At 66.6% G+C, this 14,464-nt stretch carries 14 protein-coding genes; 6 read left to right on the plus strand and 8 right to left on the minus strand.

The features are described 5' to 3' along the window. Positions 1-62 precede the first annotated feature (62 nt). The 4 genes from tilS to cysS all read right to left on the minus strand — a co-directional run bounded on the left by tilS (position 63) and on the right by cysS (position 4,915). Positions 63-1,469 carry a tRNA lysidine(34) synthetase TilS gene (gene tilS, locus HWY45_RS27090; protein ID WP_059879028.1) on the minus strand — a complete coding sequence of 469 codons (1,407 nt, stop codon included), beginning with the start codon at positions 1,467-1,469 and terminating at the stop codon, positions 63-65. Between the two features lie 49 nt (positions 1,470-1,518). After that, positions 1,519-2,490, minus strand: coding sequence for an acetyl-CoA carboxylase carboxyltransferase subunit alpha (locus tag HWY45_RS27095; protein ID WP_059567437.1), 972 nt, complete (start codon positions 2,488-2,490; stop codon positions 1,519-1,521). Between the two features lie 102 nt (positions 2,491-2,592). Beyond that, positions 2,593-3,474: a DNA-3-methyladenine glycosylase family protein gene (locus HWY45_RS27100; RefSeq protein WP_059809667.1), complete on the minus strand. Its 882-nt coding sequence runs from the start codon at positions 3,472-3,474 to the stop codon at positions 2,593-2,595. Positions 3,475-3,517: 43 nt separating this feature from the next. After that, positions 3,518-4,915: a cysteine--tRNA ligase gene (cysS, locus tag HWY45_RS27105; RefSeq protein ID WP_059567442.1), complete on the minus strand. Its 1,398-nt coding sequence runs from the start codon at positions 4,913-4,915 to the stop codon at positions 3,518-3,520. A gap of 234 nt (positions 4,916-5,149) precedes the next feature. Between cysS and HWY45_RS27110 the strand changes: the two genes are divergently transcribed. The 4 genes from HWY45_RS27110 to HWY45_RS27125 all read left to right on the plus strand — a co-directional run bounded on the left by HWY45_RS27110 (position 5,150) and on the right by HWY45_RS27125 (position 7,895). Then, positions 5,150-5,872 (plus strand): tetratricopeptide repeat protein, encoded by a 723-nt coding sequence (locus HWY45_RS27110; RefSeq protein ID WP_081059766.1) that lies wholly within the window; start codon positions 5,150-5,152, stop codon positions 5,870-5,872. 40 nt (positions 5,873-5,912) lie between these two features. Continuing rightward, positions 5,913-6,488 (plus strand): peptidylprolyl isomerase, encoded by a 576-nt coding sequence (locus HWY45_RS27115; RefSeq protein WP_059567445.1) that lies wholly within the window; start codon positions 5,913-5,915, stop codon positions 6,486-6,488. An 88-nt stretch (positions 6,489-6,576) separates the two neighbouring features. Then, positions 6,577-7,068: a peptidylprolyl isomerase gene (locus HWY45_RS27120; protein WP_059567447.1), complete on the plus strand. Its 492-nt coding sequence runs from the start codon at positions 6,577-6,579 to the stop codon at positions 7,066-7,068. Between the two features lie 23 nt (positions 7,069-7,091). Further along, positions 7,092-7,895, plus strand: coding sequence for a UDP-2,3-diacylglucosamine diphosphatase (locus tag HWY45_RS27125; RefSeq protein WP_059879026.1), 804 nt, complete (start codon positions 7,092-7,094; stop codon positions 7,893-7,895). A gap of 73 nt (positions 7,896-7,968) precedes the next feature. On the opposite strand, the gene cysE is transcribed toward HWY45_RS27125, so the two are convergent. Beyond that, on the minus strand, positions 7,969-8,742 hold the full coding sequence (gene cysE / locus HWY45_RS27130) for a serine O-acetyltransferase (protein WP_059567451.1): 774 nt from the start codon (positions 8,740-8,742) through the stop codon (positions 7,969-7,971). 166 nt (positions 8,743-8,908) lie between these two features. Next, a complete protein-coding gene (locus HWY45_RS27135) occupies positions 8,909-9,721 on the minus strand; it encodes an RNA methyltransferase (RefSeq protein ID WP_059809846.1) in 813 nt (270 codons plus the stop codon). Positions 9,722-10,001: 280 nt separating this feature from the next. On the opposite strand from HWY45_RS27135, the gene HWY45_RS27140 reads away from it, so the two are divergent. Together HWY45_RS27140 and HWY45_RS27145 are read left to right on the plus strand one after the other, a co-directional pair. Then, on the plus strand, positions 10,002-10,805 hold the full coding sequence (locus HWY45_RS27140; protein WP_059567453.1) for an inositol monophosphatase family protein: 804 nt from the start codon (positions 10,002-10,004) through the stop codon (positions 10,803-10,805). Between the two features lie 149 nt (positions 10,806-10,954). Then, a complete protein-coding gene (locus HWY45_RS27145) occupies positions 10,955-11,551 on the plus strand; it encodes a hypothetical protein (protein ID WP_059879024.1) in 597 nt (198 codons plus the stop codon). Between the two features lie 406 nt (positions 11,552-11,957). On the opposite strand, the gene HWY45_RS27150 is transcribed toward HWY45_RS27145, so the two are convergent. Next, complete coding sequence (locus HWY45_RS27150) at positions 11,958-13,103, minus strand: alpha-hydroxy acid oxidase (RefSeq protein ID WP_059879021.1); 1,146 nt, start codon at positions 13,101-13,103, stop codon at positions 11,958-11,960. A 63-nt stretch (positions 13,104-13,166) separates the two neighbouring features. Further along, entirely contained in the window at positions 13,167-14,081 is a 915-nt protein-coding gene (locus tag HWY45_RS27155; protein WP_059567466.1) for a LysR substrate-binding domain-containing protein, read from the minus strand. Positions 14,082-14,464 lie beyond the last annotated feature (383 nt).

Consider the following 14,464-nt stretch of genomic DNA (forward strand, 5'->3'; position numbering starts at 1 on the left):
TTCCGCCGCTGTTTACCGAATAGTGAAAATTGGCGCGGCATCGCCCGCCACGCAAGGCCCGCTCACGCGATCAGCAAGTCCGGGCGCCATTCGATCCGGCGCCACGCGCCGTCGCCGGCCGCGCTGCCGTCGCGGTTCACGCCGAGCCGCGGCACATAGAGCAGCCGGTCGCCCGCGAACAGCAGCGGCACGTCGCGCTGCCATGCCGGCACGCCGCGCTCCTGGAACAGGTTCTTCAACGTGCGGCCCGGTGCGCCGGGGGCCACGCGCATCCGTTCGCCGCCCGCGCGGGCACGCGCCACGAGCGGCGCGGCGCGCAGCAGCGTCTCGGGCACCGCATCCGCGTCGCCCGAGCCGGCCGGCGCGAACACGTAGGTGCCGCGCCACGCGGGCAGATGCCAGACCTCCTGCCCGCTCCACGCACACGCGCTGTCGGGGCGCGGCGTGCCGCGGCCGTCGTCCGCCGGCTCGCTGCTGTCGCCCGCTTCCCAGTACACGGCGCCGCGGTACAGCCGCAGGCATTGCCCCGCGTGATCGACGCGCAGCGCGTGCGCGTCGTGCGCATCGCGGAGCTGCCGCATCATGTTCGCGAGCCGTGCGGCCGATGCGCCCGGCAGGCCGAGCGTGCGCATCCAGAAGCGCAGCAGGTTCGCGCCGCGCGTATCGTCGAGCGCGACCAGCGCGTCGCGCGACAGCGCGCGACCGTCGTCGCGAGCCGCACCGGCAAAATCGAGCTCGGCCAGGTCGTCGAGCAGGCGCTGCGCCGATGCCGCATGCTGCGCGGCACGGCCGAGCGCATCGCGAAAGCCGGGAAAGTGCACGGCAAGCGCCGGCAGCACGTCGATGCGCAGCGCATTGCGCGCATAGCGCGTGTCGAGGTTCGATTCGTCGTCGATCCACGCGAGTTCGCGCTGCGCCGCGTAGCGCTCGAGCTGTGCGCGCAGCAGGCGCAGCAGCGGCCGCACGCGCTCGACGCGCACCGCCGCAGGCCGGTAGCGTGGCGCCATCGCCGCGATGCCGGCAATGCCCGCGCCGCGCAGCAGCTGCAGCAGCACCGTTTCGGCCTGATCGTCGGCGTGCTGCGCGAGCCACAGCACGTCCGCGCCGTGCCGTTCGCACATCGCGTCGAGCGCCGCGTAACGGCTTTCGCGCGCGCTCGCCTCGATCCCTGCGCCGCTGTCGCGCGGCACGTCGACGCGCAGCGCGTCGAACGCGACGCCCAGCGACGCCGCGGTCGCCTCCGCATGGGCAGCCCACGCATCGGCGTTCGCGCTCAATCCGTGATGCACATGCAGCGCGATGCAGCGCGACGCGCCCGCGACGCGCACGGCCGCGTCGAGCAGCACCGACGAGTCGAGCCCGCCGCTGTACGCGACCGCGATGCGCGCGCCGGACGGCAGCGCGGAAAGTGCAACGCCGACCGCATCGAGGACGACGCGGTCGGCGGAGAATTCGCTCGGAGGGATCACGATGTGAACGCGCGCGGGCGCGCGCGCCGGGATGAATGCACGCGGCGGGTCATGCGCCCGGCGTGGTTTCCTTGAACTTGCCGTAGGCCATCAGGCGTTCGAAGCGGCGCTCGCGCAGCGCATCGATGCTCATGCCCTGGAACTGGCGCAGCGAATCGGCGAGCGCACGGCGCAGCAGCGCGGCCATGCCCTTCGGATCGCGGTGCGCGCCGCCGAGCGGCTCGTTGATGATCTTGTCGATCAGGCCGAGCGCCTTCAGGCGATGCGCGGTCAGGCCCAGCGCCTCGGCCGCCTCGGGCGCCTTCGCGGCGCTCTTCCACAGGATCGACGCGCAGCCTTCCGGCGAGATCACCGAATAGGTCGAGAACTGCAGCATCATCACGGTATCGGCCACCGCGATCGCGAGCGCGCCGCCCGAGCCGCCCTCGCCGATCACCGTCGTGATGATCGGCGTCTTCAGCTCGGCCATCACATACAGGTTGCGGCCGATCGCCTCGGACTGGCCGCGCTCTTCCGCGCCGATGCCCGGATACGCGCCCGGCGTATCGACGAACGTGAAGATCGGCAAACCGAACTTCTCGGCGAGGCGCATCAGGCGCTCGGCCTTGCGATAGCCTTCCGGGCGCGGCATCCCGAAGTTGCGCGCCGCGCGCTCCTTCGTGTCGCGGCCCTTCTGGTGGCCGATCACCATGCACGGATGGCCGCCGAAGCGCGCGAGGCCGCCGACGATCGACAGGTCGTCCGCGAACGCGCGGTCGCCGTGCAGCTCGTGGAAGTCGGTAAACAGTTCCGAGATGTAGTCGAGCGTGTACGGACGCTGCGGATGCCGCGCGATCTGCGAGACCTGCCACGGCGACAGGTTCGCGTACAGGTCCTTCGTCAGTTGCTGGCTCTTCTTCGACAACCGCTCGATTTCTTCCGAAATATCGACAGCCGAGTCGTCCTGCACGAAGCGCAGCTCTTCGATCTTGGCCTCGAGTTCGGCGATCGGCTGTTCGAAATCCAGAAACGTGGTCTTCATGTGTTTGAATCCTTGGGTCTTGCGGCAGCGCGTATTCTACCCGCGCGGGCGGCGCTCAAAACCGGCTCTCAACTATTGATGTTTAAAACTCGATAGCCCAGGTCAGCCCTCGGCGTCCTGCGAATCCAGGCTGCGCCACATATACCAGGTTGCGACGGTGCGCCACGGCTCCCAGTTGGCCGCCACTTCCCGCGCCTCGCTGCGCGTGACCGGCTCCCCGCTGAAATAATTGACGCTGATCGCGCGGATCAGGCCCGGATCGTCGAGCGGCAGCACGTCCGGCCGCGACAAGTTGAAGATCAGGAACATTTCGGCGGTCCAGCGGCTGATGCCGCGGATCTGCGTCAGTTCCGCGATCACGTCCTCGTCGTCCATCGACGTCCACTTGTCGACGTGCAGCGCACCCGACACGAAGTGCTGCGCGAGATCGAGGATGTATTCGGTCTTGCGCTTCGACAACCCGCACGCGATCAGCTTGTCCGCGCCGAGCTTGATCACCTGCTGCGGCGCGAGCTTCGGGCAGGCCGCCTCGATGCGCGCCCACACCGATTGCGCGGACGCCACCGAGATCTGCTGGCCCACCACCGAGCGCGCGAGCGTGACGAACGGATCGCCGCGCTTGACGAGATGCGCGGGGCCGAACTTCGGGATCAGCTTCTTCAGGATGCGGTCGCGCTTGACGAGATCGGCGCACGCCTTGTCCCAGTATGCGGGGCGCACGACGACGTCGACGCCGTCGATCTCCGCTGGCGCGATCGTGTCGGACGCGCGCGCCTTGCGGCCCGCGACATCGACTGCCGGCACGGCGCCGTCGACCTGCACCGCGTCGACGACCTTCACCCGCGCCGGCTGCGCCTGACCGTTGAGCGCGCCGTTCGGCGCGGCGCGTTTCGCGTCCGCCTTTGCCGCAAGCGCGCGCTTGGCTGCCGGACGCGTAGCGACAGGCGTCGCGCGCTTGACCGGCGCTTTTCTGGCCGTTGCCATCTTGCCTCCTACCTGACGAATCGGTCAGTGGAACGCACCGCGCTCATACGCGACGCCATTCGGTCGATCCGCCCGGTTTGTCTTCAAGCGCGATACCCGCATCGAGCAGTTCCGCCCGGATCCGGTCCGCTTCGGCATAGTCCTTTGCTTGTTTCGCCGCGCCGCGCGCGGCGATCCTCGCTTCGATCTCGTCGGCCGACAGCCCGCCCTCCTGCGCGGCACCCGCCGCCTGCTGCAGGAATGCGCGCGGCTCGCGGCCGAGCAATCCCAACAATCCACCCAGATGCTTCAGCTGGCGCGCCAGCGCCGCGTCGCGCGTGCGGTTCACCTCGCCCGCCAGCTCGAACAGCACCGACACGGCGAGCGACGAGTTGAAGTCGTCGTTCATCGCAGCCGCGAAGCGCTGTGCGTGCGGCTCGTTCCAGTCGAGCGCGGCCGCGTCGGGCGTCACGTCCTTCAGTGCGGTATAGAGCCGCGTCAGCGACGCGCGCGCATCGTCGAGATGCACGTCGCTGTAGTTGAGCGGCGACCGGTAATGCGTGCGCGTGATGAAGAAGCGCATCACTTCGGCATCGTACTTCTCGAGCACCTCGCGGATCGTAAAGAAGTTGCCGAGCGATTTCGACATCTTCTCGCTGTCGACCTGCACGAAGCCGTTGTGCATCCAGTAATTGACGAATGTCACGCCGGTCGCGCCTTCGCTCTGCGCGATCTCGTTCTCGTGGTGCGGGAACTGTAAATCCTGGCCGCCGCCGTGAATGTCGAAATGATCGCCGAGCAGCGTGCAGCCCATCGCCGAACATTCGATGTGCCAGCCGGGCCGGCCCGCGCCGTACTTCGATTCCCACGACGTGTCGGCCGGCTCCTCCGGCTTCGCGCGCTTCCACAGCACGAAGTCGAGCGGATCTTCCTTCGCGTCGTTCGCGGCGACGCGCTCGCCGGCGCGCAGGTCGTCGAGCGACTTGCCGGACAGCTTCCCGTAGTTCGCGAACTTGCGCACCGAATAATTGACGTCGCCGTCGGCCGCCTGATACGCGTAACCGTTTGCCTCGAGCGTCTCGATCATCCCGAGCATCTGCGGAATGAACTGCGTCGCACGCGGCTCGATGTCCGGACGCTCGACGCCGAGCGCATCGACATCCTCGTGCATCGCGGCGATGAAACGGTCGGTCAGCGAGCGGATCGTCTCGCCGTTCTCGACCGCGCGGCGGATGATCTTGTCGTCGATGTCGGTGATGTTGCGCACATACGTGACCCGGTAGCCGATCGCGCGCAGCCAGCGCTGCACCAGGTCGAACACGACCATCATGCGCGCATGGCCCACGTGACAATAGTCGTAGACGGTGATCCCGCATACGTACATCCGCACCTCGCCGGGCTGGCGCGGCACGAAGACTTGCTTGTCACGCGCGAGCGTGTTGTAGATGCGCAGTGATTCCATAGAGATGAACCGTGAGCCGAAGGAAACCGCCCTGGCGATGCTCGCCCAGCATGCGACACGATCGAACCGCCGCCGCGGCGTCGTGCCGCGCGTCCTCGTATCACATGGGGCGGTCAGGCTGCAAGCACAGCGGTGACGGCCACGAGAGGCAAAAAGAAAGACTGCCTGCGGCTCGCCGGAACGCGCAGACGTTTTGTTAGAATGGCTCGGAGTATAACATTCCGATTTACGCCTATGAAATCTCCTCGCGGCCGTGCGCAGAGCGCTGCGACCCTCGTTGCGACCGCCGTCATGGGCGCCGCGCTGACGCTTCTGCCGGCCGCCGCGGCCTTCGCGCAGAAGGCCCCGTCCACCGCCGACGGCACGCCCGAGATCGACTCGTCGATCGCCGGCAAGCAGTGGAAACAGGCGCTCGCGCAGCTCGACGCGCGCATCGCCGCGAGCCCGCACGACGTGCAGGCGCAATTCAAGCGCGGCACCGTGCTCGCCCGCCTGAACCGCGACGACGACGCGATCCAGCAGTTCGTCGCGATCACCCAGGCCTACCCCGAACTGCCCGAGCCGTACAACAACCTCGCGGCACTCTACGCGAAGCACGGCCGCTACGACGAGGCGCGCGCCGCGCTCGTCACCGCCACGCAGTCGAACCCGAGCTACACGCTCGCGTACGAGAACCTCGGCGACCTGTACCTGCGCCTCGCGGCCGAATCGTACAAGCGCGCGCAATCGCTCGGCCGCACGAGCGGCCCGACCGCGCAGCGCCTCGCCGATCTGCAGAAGATCATCACGCCGCCGAAACCCGCGCCCGGCAGCCGCGCCGCCGCGCCGTCGACGCGCGCGTATTCCGAGCGCGCGGCCGCGAACGTGACCACCACCACGCTGCCGCTGTCGCCGACGTTCCAGTTCGGCGGCCCGTCCGGCGCGATGGCCGCCCCCTACGTCGCGCCGGCGCAGTAAGCGGCGCGCAGCACTTCACCCACCCAACCAGAGGATCGCAATGAAACGTCTGTTGCTGGCGCTTGGCGGCGCCGCCCTGCTCGCGACCGCGCCCGCGTTCGCGCAAACGGCCACCGCACACCCTGTCGTGCAACTGAAGACCTCGCAGGGCGACATCCGCGTCGAGCTGTATCCGGAGAAGGCGCCGAAGACGGTCGCCAACTTCCTCGACTACGTGAAGGCGGGCCAGTACAACGGCACGATCTTCCATCGCGTGATCAAGGGCTTCATGATCCAGGGCGGCGGCTACAAGGCGAACTTCGACGAGAAGCCGACGCGCGCGCCGATCCCGCTCGAGAGCCGCAATGGTCTGAAGAACGCGACGGGCACGATCGCGATGGCGCGCACGAGCGACCCGAATTCGGCCACCGCGCAGTTCTTCATCAATACCGTGGACAACACCGGCCTCGATTACCCGAACCCGGACGGCAACGGCTACGCGGTGTTCGGCAAGGTCGTGTCGGGCCTCGACGTCGTGAAGAAGATCGAAGCGGCGCCGACGACCGTGCGCGGCCCGATGCGCGACGTGCCGGAGCAGGCCATCCTGATCGAATCGGCGAGCATCGTTTCGAAATAACCCGGCCGGACCCGTTCCGGCACCTCACGCGGCCGCGTCGCACGACCGGCCGCGTGCCATTTAAACCGCCCTATCGAAGGAATTCATCATGGTTGAACTGCACACGAACCACGGCGTGATCAAGCTCGAACTCGACGCCGCGAAAGCACCGAAGACGGTCGAGAACTTCCTGAACTACGTGAAGAAGGGCCACTACGACGGCACGGTGTTCCACCGCGTGATCAACGGCTTCATGATCCAGGGCGGCGGCTTCGAGCCGGGCCTGAAGCAAAAGCCGACGGACGCGCCGATCGACAACGAGGCGAACAACGGCCTGAAGAACGACACGTACACGATCGCGATGGCGCGCACCAACGATCCGCACTCGGCGACCGCCCAGTTCTTCATCAACGTGAACGACAACGACTTCCTGAACCACTCGTCGCCGACGCCGCAGGGCTGGGGCTACGCGGTGTTCGGCAAGGTCGTCGAAGGCCAGGACGTGGTCGACAAGATCAAGGCCGTGAAGACGGGCAATGCCGGCTTCCATCAGGACGTCCCGACCGACGACGTCGTGATCGAGAAGGCAGTCGTCGTCTGACGGCCGGCGACGGAGGCACTTCGATGCTGCAGGAGACTCCGCCGCGAAGCGTCTCCGCGGGCGTGCCGGGCGAGCGCGAATACGCGCAGGCCGCACGCCCGTTCCTGTTCCTGTCCGACCTGCACCTGAGCGAGGCGATTCCGAAGACGGTCGCCGCGTTCGAGCATTTCGTGCGATACACGGCGGACAGCGCCGATTCGGTGTTCATCCTCGGCGACCTGTTCGAATACTGGATCGGCGACGACGTGCTCGACGACGATCCGTTCGCCGCGCGCATGGCCGCATTGCTGCACACGTTCTCGGAGCGCGGCATCGCGCTGTACGTAATGCACGGCAACCGCGACTTCCTGCTCGGCAGGCGCTTCATGAAGGCGGCCGGCGCGATGCTGCTGCCCGATCCGGCGCTGATCATGGCATTCGGCCAGCGCATCGTGCTCGCGCACGGCGACGCGCAATGCACGGCCGATCGCGGCTATCAGATGTTCCGGCGCTTCGCGCGCAACCACTTCGTGCAGTGGCTGTTTCTCGCGTGGCCGTTTCGCTGGCGCCGCACGCTCGCGCAGCGCATGCGCGCAAACAGCGAAGCCGGCCGCATGCGCCCCGCTTCGCCGATCTACGACGTCACGCGTGAAGGCGTCGCCGCGCTGTTCAGGAAAAGCCGTGCGAGCGTGATGATCCACGGCCATACGCATCGCCCCGCGCGCCACCTCGAACCGGGCGGCGTGCGCTGGGTGCTGCCGGACTGGGATCTCGATCACGGCACGCCGCCGCGCGGCGGCTATCTGCGCGTCGACGCGGACGGCATCCGCGCGCTGCCGCTCGACTGACGGCCGACCGGCCGTCGGCTGGCCCCGCGACCGCGGGCGGGCCGCCGCCAGAACGGCGGCCGCCCCGATCTTCCTACGACTGGCGCTCGACCACCTTGCCTTCCAGCACCGCCGACAGGCGGCGCAAGTCGAGCCGCGCCGCGTCGGCGCCCTGCAGCGATTCGAGATGGGTGCCCAGTTGCTCGAGCGCCGCGACGATTTCGTCGACGCGCCGGGTTTCCTTCGCCGCATGATCGATCAGCCCGTGGATCGCGAGCGACATCGGATCGTCCGCGTTCGGCGTGATGCCGTATGCGCAGAACGCCGCACGCTCGGGCTGCGGCTTCGGCTGCGCCGGCATCACCACGCGCGCCGGGTTGCCGACGGCCGTGCCGCCTGCCGGCACCGGCTTCACGACCACCGCGTTCGAGCCGATCTTCGCGCCCGCGCCCACCGTGAACCCGCCGAGCACCTTCGCGCCCGCGCCGACGATCACGCCGGCCTCGAGCGTCGGGTGACGCTTCGCGCCGCGCGTGAGCGACGTGCCGCCGAGCGTCACGCCCTGGTAGATCGTGCAATCGTCGCCGACGATCGCCGTCTCGCCGATCACGACGCCCATCCCGTGGTCGATGAATACGCGCCGGCCGATCGTCGCGCCCGGGTGGATCTCGATGCCGGTCAGGAACCGGCCGACCTGCGACGCGAAGCGCGCGACCCAGTACCGCTTCGCGCGCCAGCATGCATGCGCGAAACGGTGCAGCACGAGCGCATGCAGCCCCGGATAACAGGTCAGCACTTCCCAGGCACTGCGAGCGGCGGGATCCCGCTCGCGTATCGTCGCAACGTCTTCGCGAAGTCTCGTGAACATGATCTGATCTGGGAAAAGGGCCGGCGCGCACCGCCGGCGATGGCCGGCGCTTATTACGCCGGCTGATTTGTATATGACGCTCGGCGATTGTAGGGCGAGTCGCGCCCGCCCGCACGGCGTCGCGTGTTCACCCCGCCGACGGCGCGGGTATTCGCGCCGCGGCGTGTCAGGCGTCGCCTTCCGGCGTGCGCGACTTCAGCAGGATGTGCTTCGCGATGCCGCGCAGGATGTTCACTTCCTCCCGCTCCAGCCCCGTGCGCGCAAACAGGCGCCGCAGCCGCGGCATCAGCTTCTTCGGATTGCGCGGGTCGAGAAAATCGAGCGCGATCAGCGCGTTCTCGAGGTGCACGTACATCCGCTCGATCTCGTCGCTCTGCGCGAGCGTGCCGGCTTCCGGCAGTTGCGCCGGCGCGCTGGCCTGCTCGAGAAATGCGATGCGCAGCTCATAGGCCAGCACCTGCACCGCCTGGGCGAGATTCAGCGAACTGTAGGCCGGGTTCGCCGGGATATGCGCGAGCGCGCGGCACTGCTCGACGTGCTCGTTCGACAGGCCGGTGCGCTCGTTGCCGAACACGAGCGCGATATCGCCCGTGCCGACCTGCCGGCGCGCCTGCTCGGCCGCTGCGCGCGGCGCAAGGCGCGGCGGGCCGTATTCGCGCGATCGCGCGGTCAGCGCGATCGACCAGTGCACGCCCGACAGCGCGTCGCCCAGCGTCGGCACGACGTGAGCGGACGCCAGCACGTCGTCCGCCCCGCTCGCCATCGCGATCGCGTCGGGGTCGCTCTGCACGTGCGGCACGCGCGGCGCGACCAGCACGAGCCGCGAAAAGCCCATCGTCTTCAGCGCACGCGCGGCCGCCCCGACGTTGCCGGGATGGCTCGGCTCGACGAGCACGAAGCGGGTTGACGTAAAGCCGCCGCTGAGCGGCCCGGTTGGCTGTGCCGCGTCCGACGCGGCAAGGTTCTGCAAGGTTTCCAACACCATACGACTCGTTTCACCAGAATGGCCGTATGGTATCGCCAACGCCCCGGCAAGCCCACCCGTCCGGACGGCCAGTGGGGTTTCCCCGCATGCAGGCTGCCTAATCGGGGCGAAAGTCGGGTAAAATCATGCCTTTATACGCGCCGCACCTGCAGCGGCGCGGGTTGTCCCCGCTCTTTGTCAATTCGCGTCTCATCTCGTTCCGGCACCCTGCGCGCCGGGCGGGTTGTTCCACTTTCGTGGCGGCTTGTTGCCGCCGGCTACAGGATCCAGGCTCATGCATCCCATGCTCAACATCGCTGTCAAGGCTGCGCGCCGCGCCGGACAGATCATCAACCGCGCGTCCCTCGATCTCGACATGATCGAGATCCGCAAGAAGCAGCAAAACGACTTCGTCACCGAAGTGGACAAGGCCGCCGAAGACGCGATCATCGAGACGCTGAAGACCGCCTACCCCGATCACGCGATCCTCGCGGAAGAATCGGGCGAATCCGAGAACGAATCCGAATTCCAGTGGATCATCGATCCGCTCGACGGCACGACCAACTTCATCCACGGCTTCCCGTACTACTGCGTGTCGATCGCGCTCGCGCACAAGGGCGTCGTCACGCAGGCCGTCGTCTACGATCCGAACAAGAACGACCTGTTCACCGCCACGCGCGGCCGCGGCGCGTACCTGAACGACCGCCGCATCCGCGTCGGCCGCCGCGACCGCCTGTCGGAATCGCTGATCGGCACGGGCTTCCCGTTCCGCGAGAAGGACGGCCTTGACGCATACGCGCGCCTCTTCACCGAAATGACCCAGGCGTGCACGGGCCTGCGCCGTCCGGGCGCCGCCGCGCTCGACCTCGCGAACGTCGCGGCAGGCCGCCTCGACGGCTTCTTCGAGCAGGGCATCAACGTGTGGGACATGGCTGCGGGCAGCCTGCTGATCACCGAGGCCGGCGGCCTCGTCGGCAACTACATGGGCGACGCCGACTTCCTGCATCGTCACGAGATCGTCGCGGCGAACCCGAAGGTCTACGCGCAGATGATCCCGATCCTGAACCGCTACAGCCGCGTGCATCCGGCAGCGGAATAACGCCGCCGCGCGTGGGACGCACCGACGGCCCGAGTCCGCTCCGCGCGGCTCGGGCCGTTGTTTTTTCCGGCTCGTCGAATCGCGCGATGACGTGCGAGAGGGTTCGAACCGCAGGCCCCATACCCGTCGCCGTAAAAGAGGACACCCTAATGATGAACATCGATCAAGGTGCAGCTTCGATCTTTGGCGTCGTCGGCTCGGCTGTGTCTCTTTTGGCGGCCATTCCGTACGGACTGGCGATTTTCAGGCGCGCCGTGCGTCCCCATCTGTTCACGTGGCTGATCTGGTCCGTCGTCACGGCGATCGCCGCGGCCGGCCAATGGGCCGCCGGTGCGGGCCCCTCCGCGTGGTGCACGGCGGCAATCGCCGCGACGTGCTTTCTGACCTTCGTCGCCAGCATCTTTCGAGGCGAGCGCGGCTGGACCCTATCCGATTGGGTGTTTCTCGGCGCCGCCTTTTCGGCCATCCCCGTCTGGGTCCTGACCCAGGATCCGACCGCCTCGATCTGCCTCGTCACGCTGATCGAACTGGCCGGACTCGGCCCGACCGTCCGCAAGACGTTCCGCGATCCGTGGAGCGAAAGCCTCGTGTATTTCGCACTGTGCGTCGTCAAATATGCACTGGCCGTGCTGGCCCTGCGAACGTGGAGCGTGGCGGTCGCGTTTTATCCGATCGTCAACATCGCCGCATCGGTCGGCGTGTGCATGCTGATGATCGTTCGGCGGCGAGTGCTGTCGGGTGCGTGAGCATCGCCGATGGCCGTGCCGCCCCGCCTGTGGAGTCACGCGCCAGCGCCGCGCCCACCGGCCAAAAGGCGAATATCGCGCTGCCAGGTCGAGCCCGCTGGTAAGCTCGGGCACCAAAGAAACTTCACGCCAGACCGATGAGCACCATGCCGACCGATGCCCTCGCCGGCCATACCCCGATGATGCAGCAGTACCTGCGCCTTATCTGACAAGGCCTAGCACACAAACCCGCGCCAAAACCTACGCTCGCCCTCTTGGGGTATGACCGTTACCGCCCGAACCCAGTCATCGCCACGAGAAACTTGAATGTCCAGAGTGCAATCGGTTCCGGTCGCTGGCGGCGACACAGTCCGCGAAGCATGTCCGCGCGCCTAGACGCGTTGACGGCCAGCATCCCGCGTACGCGCTAGTATCGTGTTGCCAGAATGTCTGCATCCACGGCCTTGATATCCGTATACCCGCACAGTGCCATCGAGGTATCGAGTTCGCGCGCAATGATGTCGAGACACTTCCCTACACCTTCTTCGCCCATCGCTGCGAGACCATAGAGAAAAGCACGTCCGATCATCGTGCCGCGCGCCCCGAGTGCCAACGCCTTTAACACATCCTGCCCGCTCCGAATGCCTCCGTCGAGCCACACTTCAACGTGGTTTCCAGCGGCATCGACGACGGCAGGCAACGCTTTGATCGACGATAGCGCGCCATCAAGCTGACGGCCCCCGTGATTCGATACCACAATGGCATCCGCACCTGCATCGGCCGCAAGCCGCGCATCGACTGGATCCAGTACGCCCTTGAGGATCAGTGTCTTATCCCAGCGCTTTCGCACCCACGCGACGTCCGCCCAGCTGAGAGTCGGATCGAACTGATCTTGCGTCCACGAATCGAGAGAAGACATATCACTCACGCCCTCGACGTGTCCGACGATATTGCCAAAATGGCGGCGCCGGGTGCGCGCCATCTGAAAACACCACTGCGGCTTGCTAGCCATATTCAGCAAGTTCGGCAGCGTAATGCGCGGCGGTGTGGACAAGCCGTTCTTGATGTCTTTGTGGCGCTGGCCGCCGATCTGGAGATCCAGCGTCAGCACGAGCGCGGAGCAACCCGCGCTCCTCGCGCGCTCGATCAGATGCTCCATAAAGATGCGGTCACGCATCATATAGAGCTGGAACCAGAATGGTCCCGGTGCGTTTTCTGCCACGTCCTCGATCGAACAGATGCTCATCGTCGACAACGTGAATGGCACACCGAATCGCTGTGCCGCCCGTGCCGCCAGGATCTCTCCGTCGGCTCGCAGCATCCCGGTCAGGCCGGTGGGTGCCAGCGCAATCGGCATCGCGACACTGTGACCCGCCATCGTCGTGCTCAGTGACCGGGTTTCAATATCGATGCCCACACGCTGCCGTAGCTTGATAGCCTGGAAATCAGCTTCGTTGGCCCGATATGTCGACTCCGTGTAAGACCCTACGTCAACATAGTCATAGAACATACGCGGAACGCGTTGTTTCGCCAGCAAGCGAAGATCTTCAATGCAGGTAATCGGGACGGGCATGGGTCGCTCCAAAAGGTGCAACCGATGCTACCGATCTCAACTGTTTCGCTGGCGGAAATATCGTCATGCCTGTCGCGAAAGAAATTCCGATGCCTGCTGCACCGCTTGCTGACAGATTTCGACGAGCCATCGCGCAAACGCCCCGGTTGCCCCTTCTGGCGAATGCGACATCAGGCAATAAGGCGTGCCGGGGCACACTATCAGAGGAAACACAGGAACGAGTGTGCCGGTCGTGAGCCAGTGGCGCGCCAGCGCGGGGCTACCGAGCGCGACGCCCTGGCCGCTCGCCGCAGCCTCCAGAAGAAGTCCAAGGTCCATCAATTTCGGGCCGTGGGGCGGCTCCGGCCAATCGAGATTCGCGACGTGGAACCACGGCATCCAATGTTCCAGCGGGGTACGCAGCAAGGGCATGGAAGCAAGGTCGGAGGGTTCGCGCATAGGCCCGTGTCGTCGCAGCAACGAGGGTGCAGCCAACGGCGTGATGCAATCGAGCATCAGCACCGTTCCACCGATGATGACCGGGTCGCCCCCGCGAATCCAGATATCGGAATCAGGCGCCGGGCTATCCGCGTTGGGTGCAGCGAGCACAATCTCGAATTCCAGCTCGGGATGCACGGCCGTGAACGCTTCAAGGCGAGGCATGATGATCTGCCGCGCGAATGTTGGGGGCGAGCAAACGCGCAGTCGTTCCTTTCGCTTGCCATGTTTCTGGTGCAGCGGCACTGCGGCGAGCAAGCGCAGCGGACCTCGCACCTGATCCAGGTACTCGATGCCGGCGGATGTCAATGTCAACGACTTTCCGTTGCGCACGAGCAATTGCACGCCCAGCAATTGCTCCACGGCCGCTACGCGCTTGGCTATGGCGCTACCGGTCACGCAAAGTTCATCCGCCGCCCGTTCGAAAGCGCCGTGGCGCGCAGCCGCCTCGAAGGCTAGCAGGCCATCGAGAGAAGGGAGTCGGAGACGTGAAGCGTTCATTCGGAGATTCTAATGGAATGGGCGCGCGCAGGCCTCGTCACGATGCATGCCCCAGCCCGTGAATGCGGCATGCCGACTACCACGCACCGGCTGTCGCCACGCAAGATATTGCGAGACAGCTGATTCCCGGCGGCCACATCGCGCAGGAGGCGACTGGATCAGGGCGGAGTTCGGCCATTCGCTCCCCGCAGCGTACGTCCATTCGCGGCCTCTAGCGGCCTCTCGCCATCGCGGACAACTAATCGCTTCGATCGGCACGTCCACCGACGTGAAACACGCCGAACGCTCGGCATCGACAATCCGATACTTTCTCGCAGCCGCCCCCCCCCCCACCCGCCGGCCAAAAGGCGAATATCGCGCTGCCAAGTCGAGCCCACTGGTAA

This window comes from Burkholderia stagnalis, assembly GCF_902830275.1.
Lineage (GTDB): Bacteria > Pseudomonadota > Gammaproteobacteria > Burkholderiales > Burkholderiaceae > Burkholderia > Burkholderia stagnalis.

Excerpts from the sequence above, each read along its gene's own strand:
- HWY45_RS27095 (WP_059567437.1), bottom strand. The coding sequence starts at position 2,490 with ATGAAGACCACGTTTCTGGATTTCGAACAGCCGATCGCCGAACTCGAG.
- HWY45_RS27100 (WP_059809667.1), bottom strand. The coding sequence starts at position 3,474 with ATGGCAACGGCCAGAAAAGCGCCGGTCAAGCGCGCGACGCCTGTCGCT.
- cysS (WP_059567442.1), bottom strand. The coding sequence starts at position 4,915 with ATGGAATCACTGCGCATCTACAACACGCTCGCGCGTGACAAGCAAGTC.
- HWY45_RS27110 (WP_081059766.1), top strand. The coding sequence starts at position 5,150 with ATGAAATCTCCTCGCGGCCGTGCGCAGAGCGCTGCGACCCTCGTTGCG.
- HWY45_RS27115 (WP_059567445.1), top strand. The coding sequence starts at position 5,913 with ATGAAACGTCTGTTGCTGGCGCTTGGCGGCGCCGCCCTGCTCGCGACC.
- HWY45_RS27120 (WP_059567447.1), top strand. The coding sequence starts at position 6,577 with ATGGTTGAACTGCACACGAACCACGGCGTGATCAAGCTCGAACTCGAC.
- HWY45_RS27125 (WP_059879026.1), top strand. The coding sequence starts at position 7,092 with ATGCTGCAGGAGACTCCGCCGCGAAGCGTCTCCGCGGGCGTGCCGGGC.
- cysE (WP_059567451.1), bottom strand. The coding sequence starts at position 8,742 with ATGTTCACGAGACTTCGCGAAGACGTTGCGACGATACGCGAGCGGGAT.
- HWY45_RS27140 (WP_059567453.1), top strand. The coding sequence starts at position 10,002 with ATGCATCCCATGCTCAACATCGCTGTCAAGGCTGCGCGCCGCGCCGGA.
- HWY45_RS27145 (WP_059879024.1), top strand. The coding sequence starts at position 10,955 with ATGATGAACATCGATCAAGGTGCAGCTTCGATCTTTGGCGTCGTCGGC.
- HWY45_RS27150 (WP_059879021.1), bottom strand. The coding sequence starts at position 13,103 with ATGCCCGTCCCGATTACCTGCATTGAAGATCTTCGCTTGCTGGCGAAA.
- HWY45_RS27155 (WP_059567466.1), bottom strand. The coding sequence starts at position 14,081 with ATGAACGCTTCACGTCTCCGACTCCCTTCTCTCGATGGCCTGCTAGCC.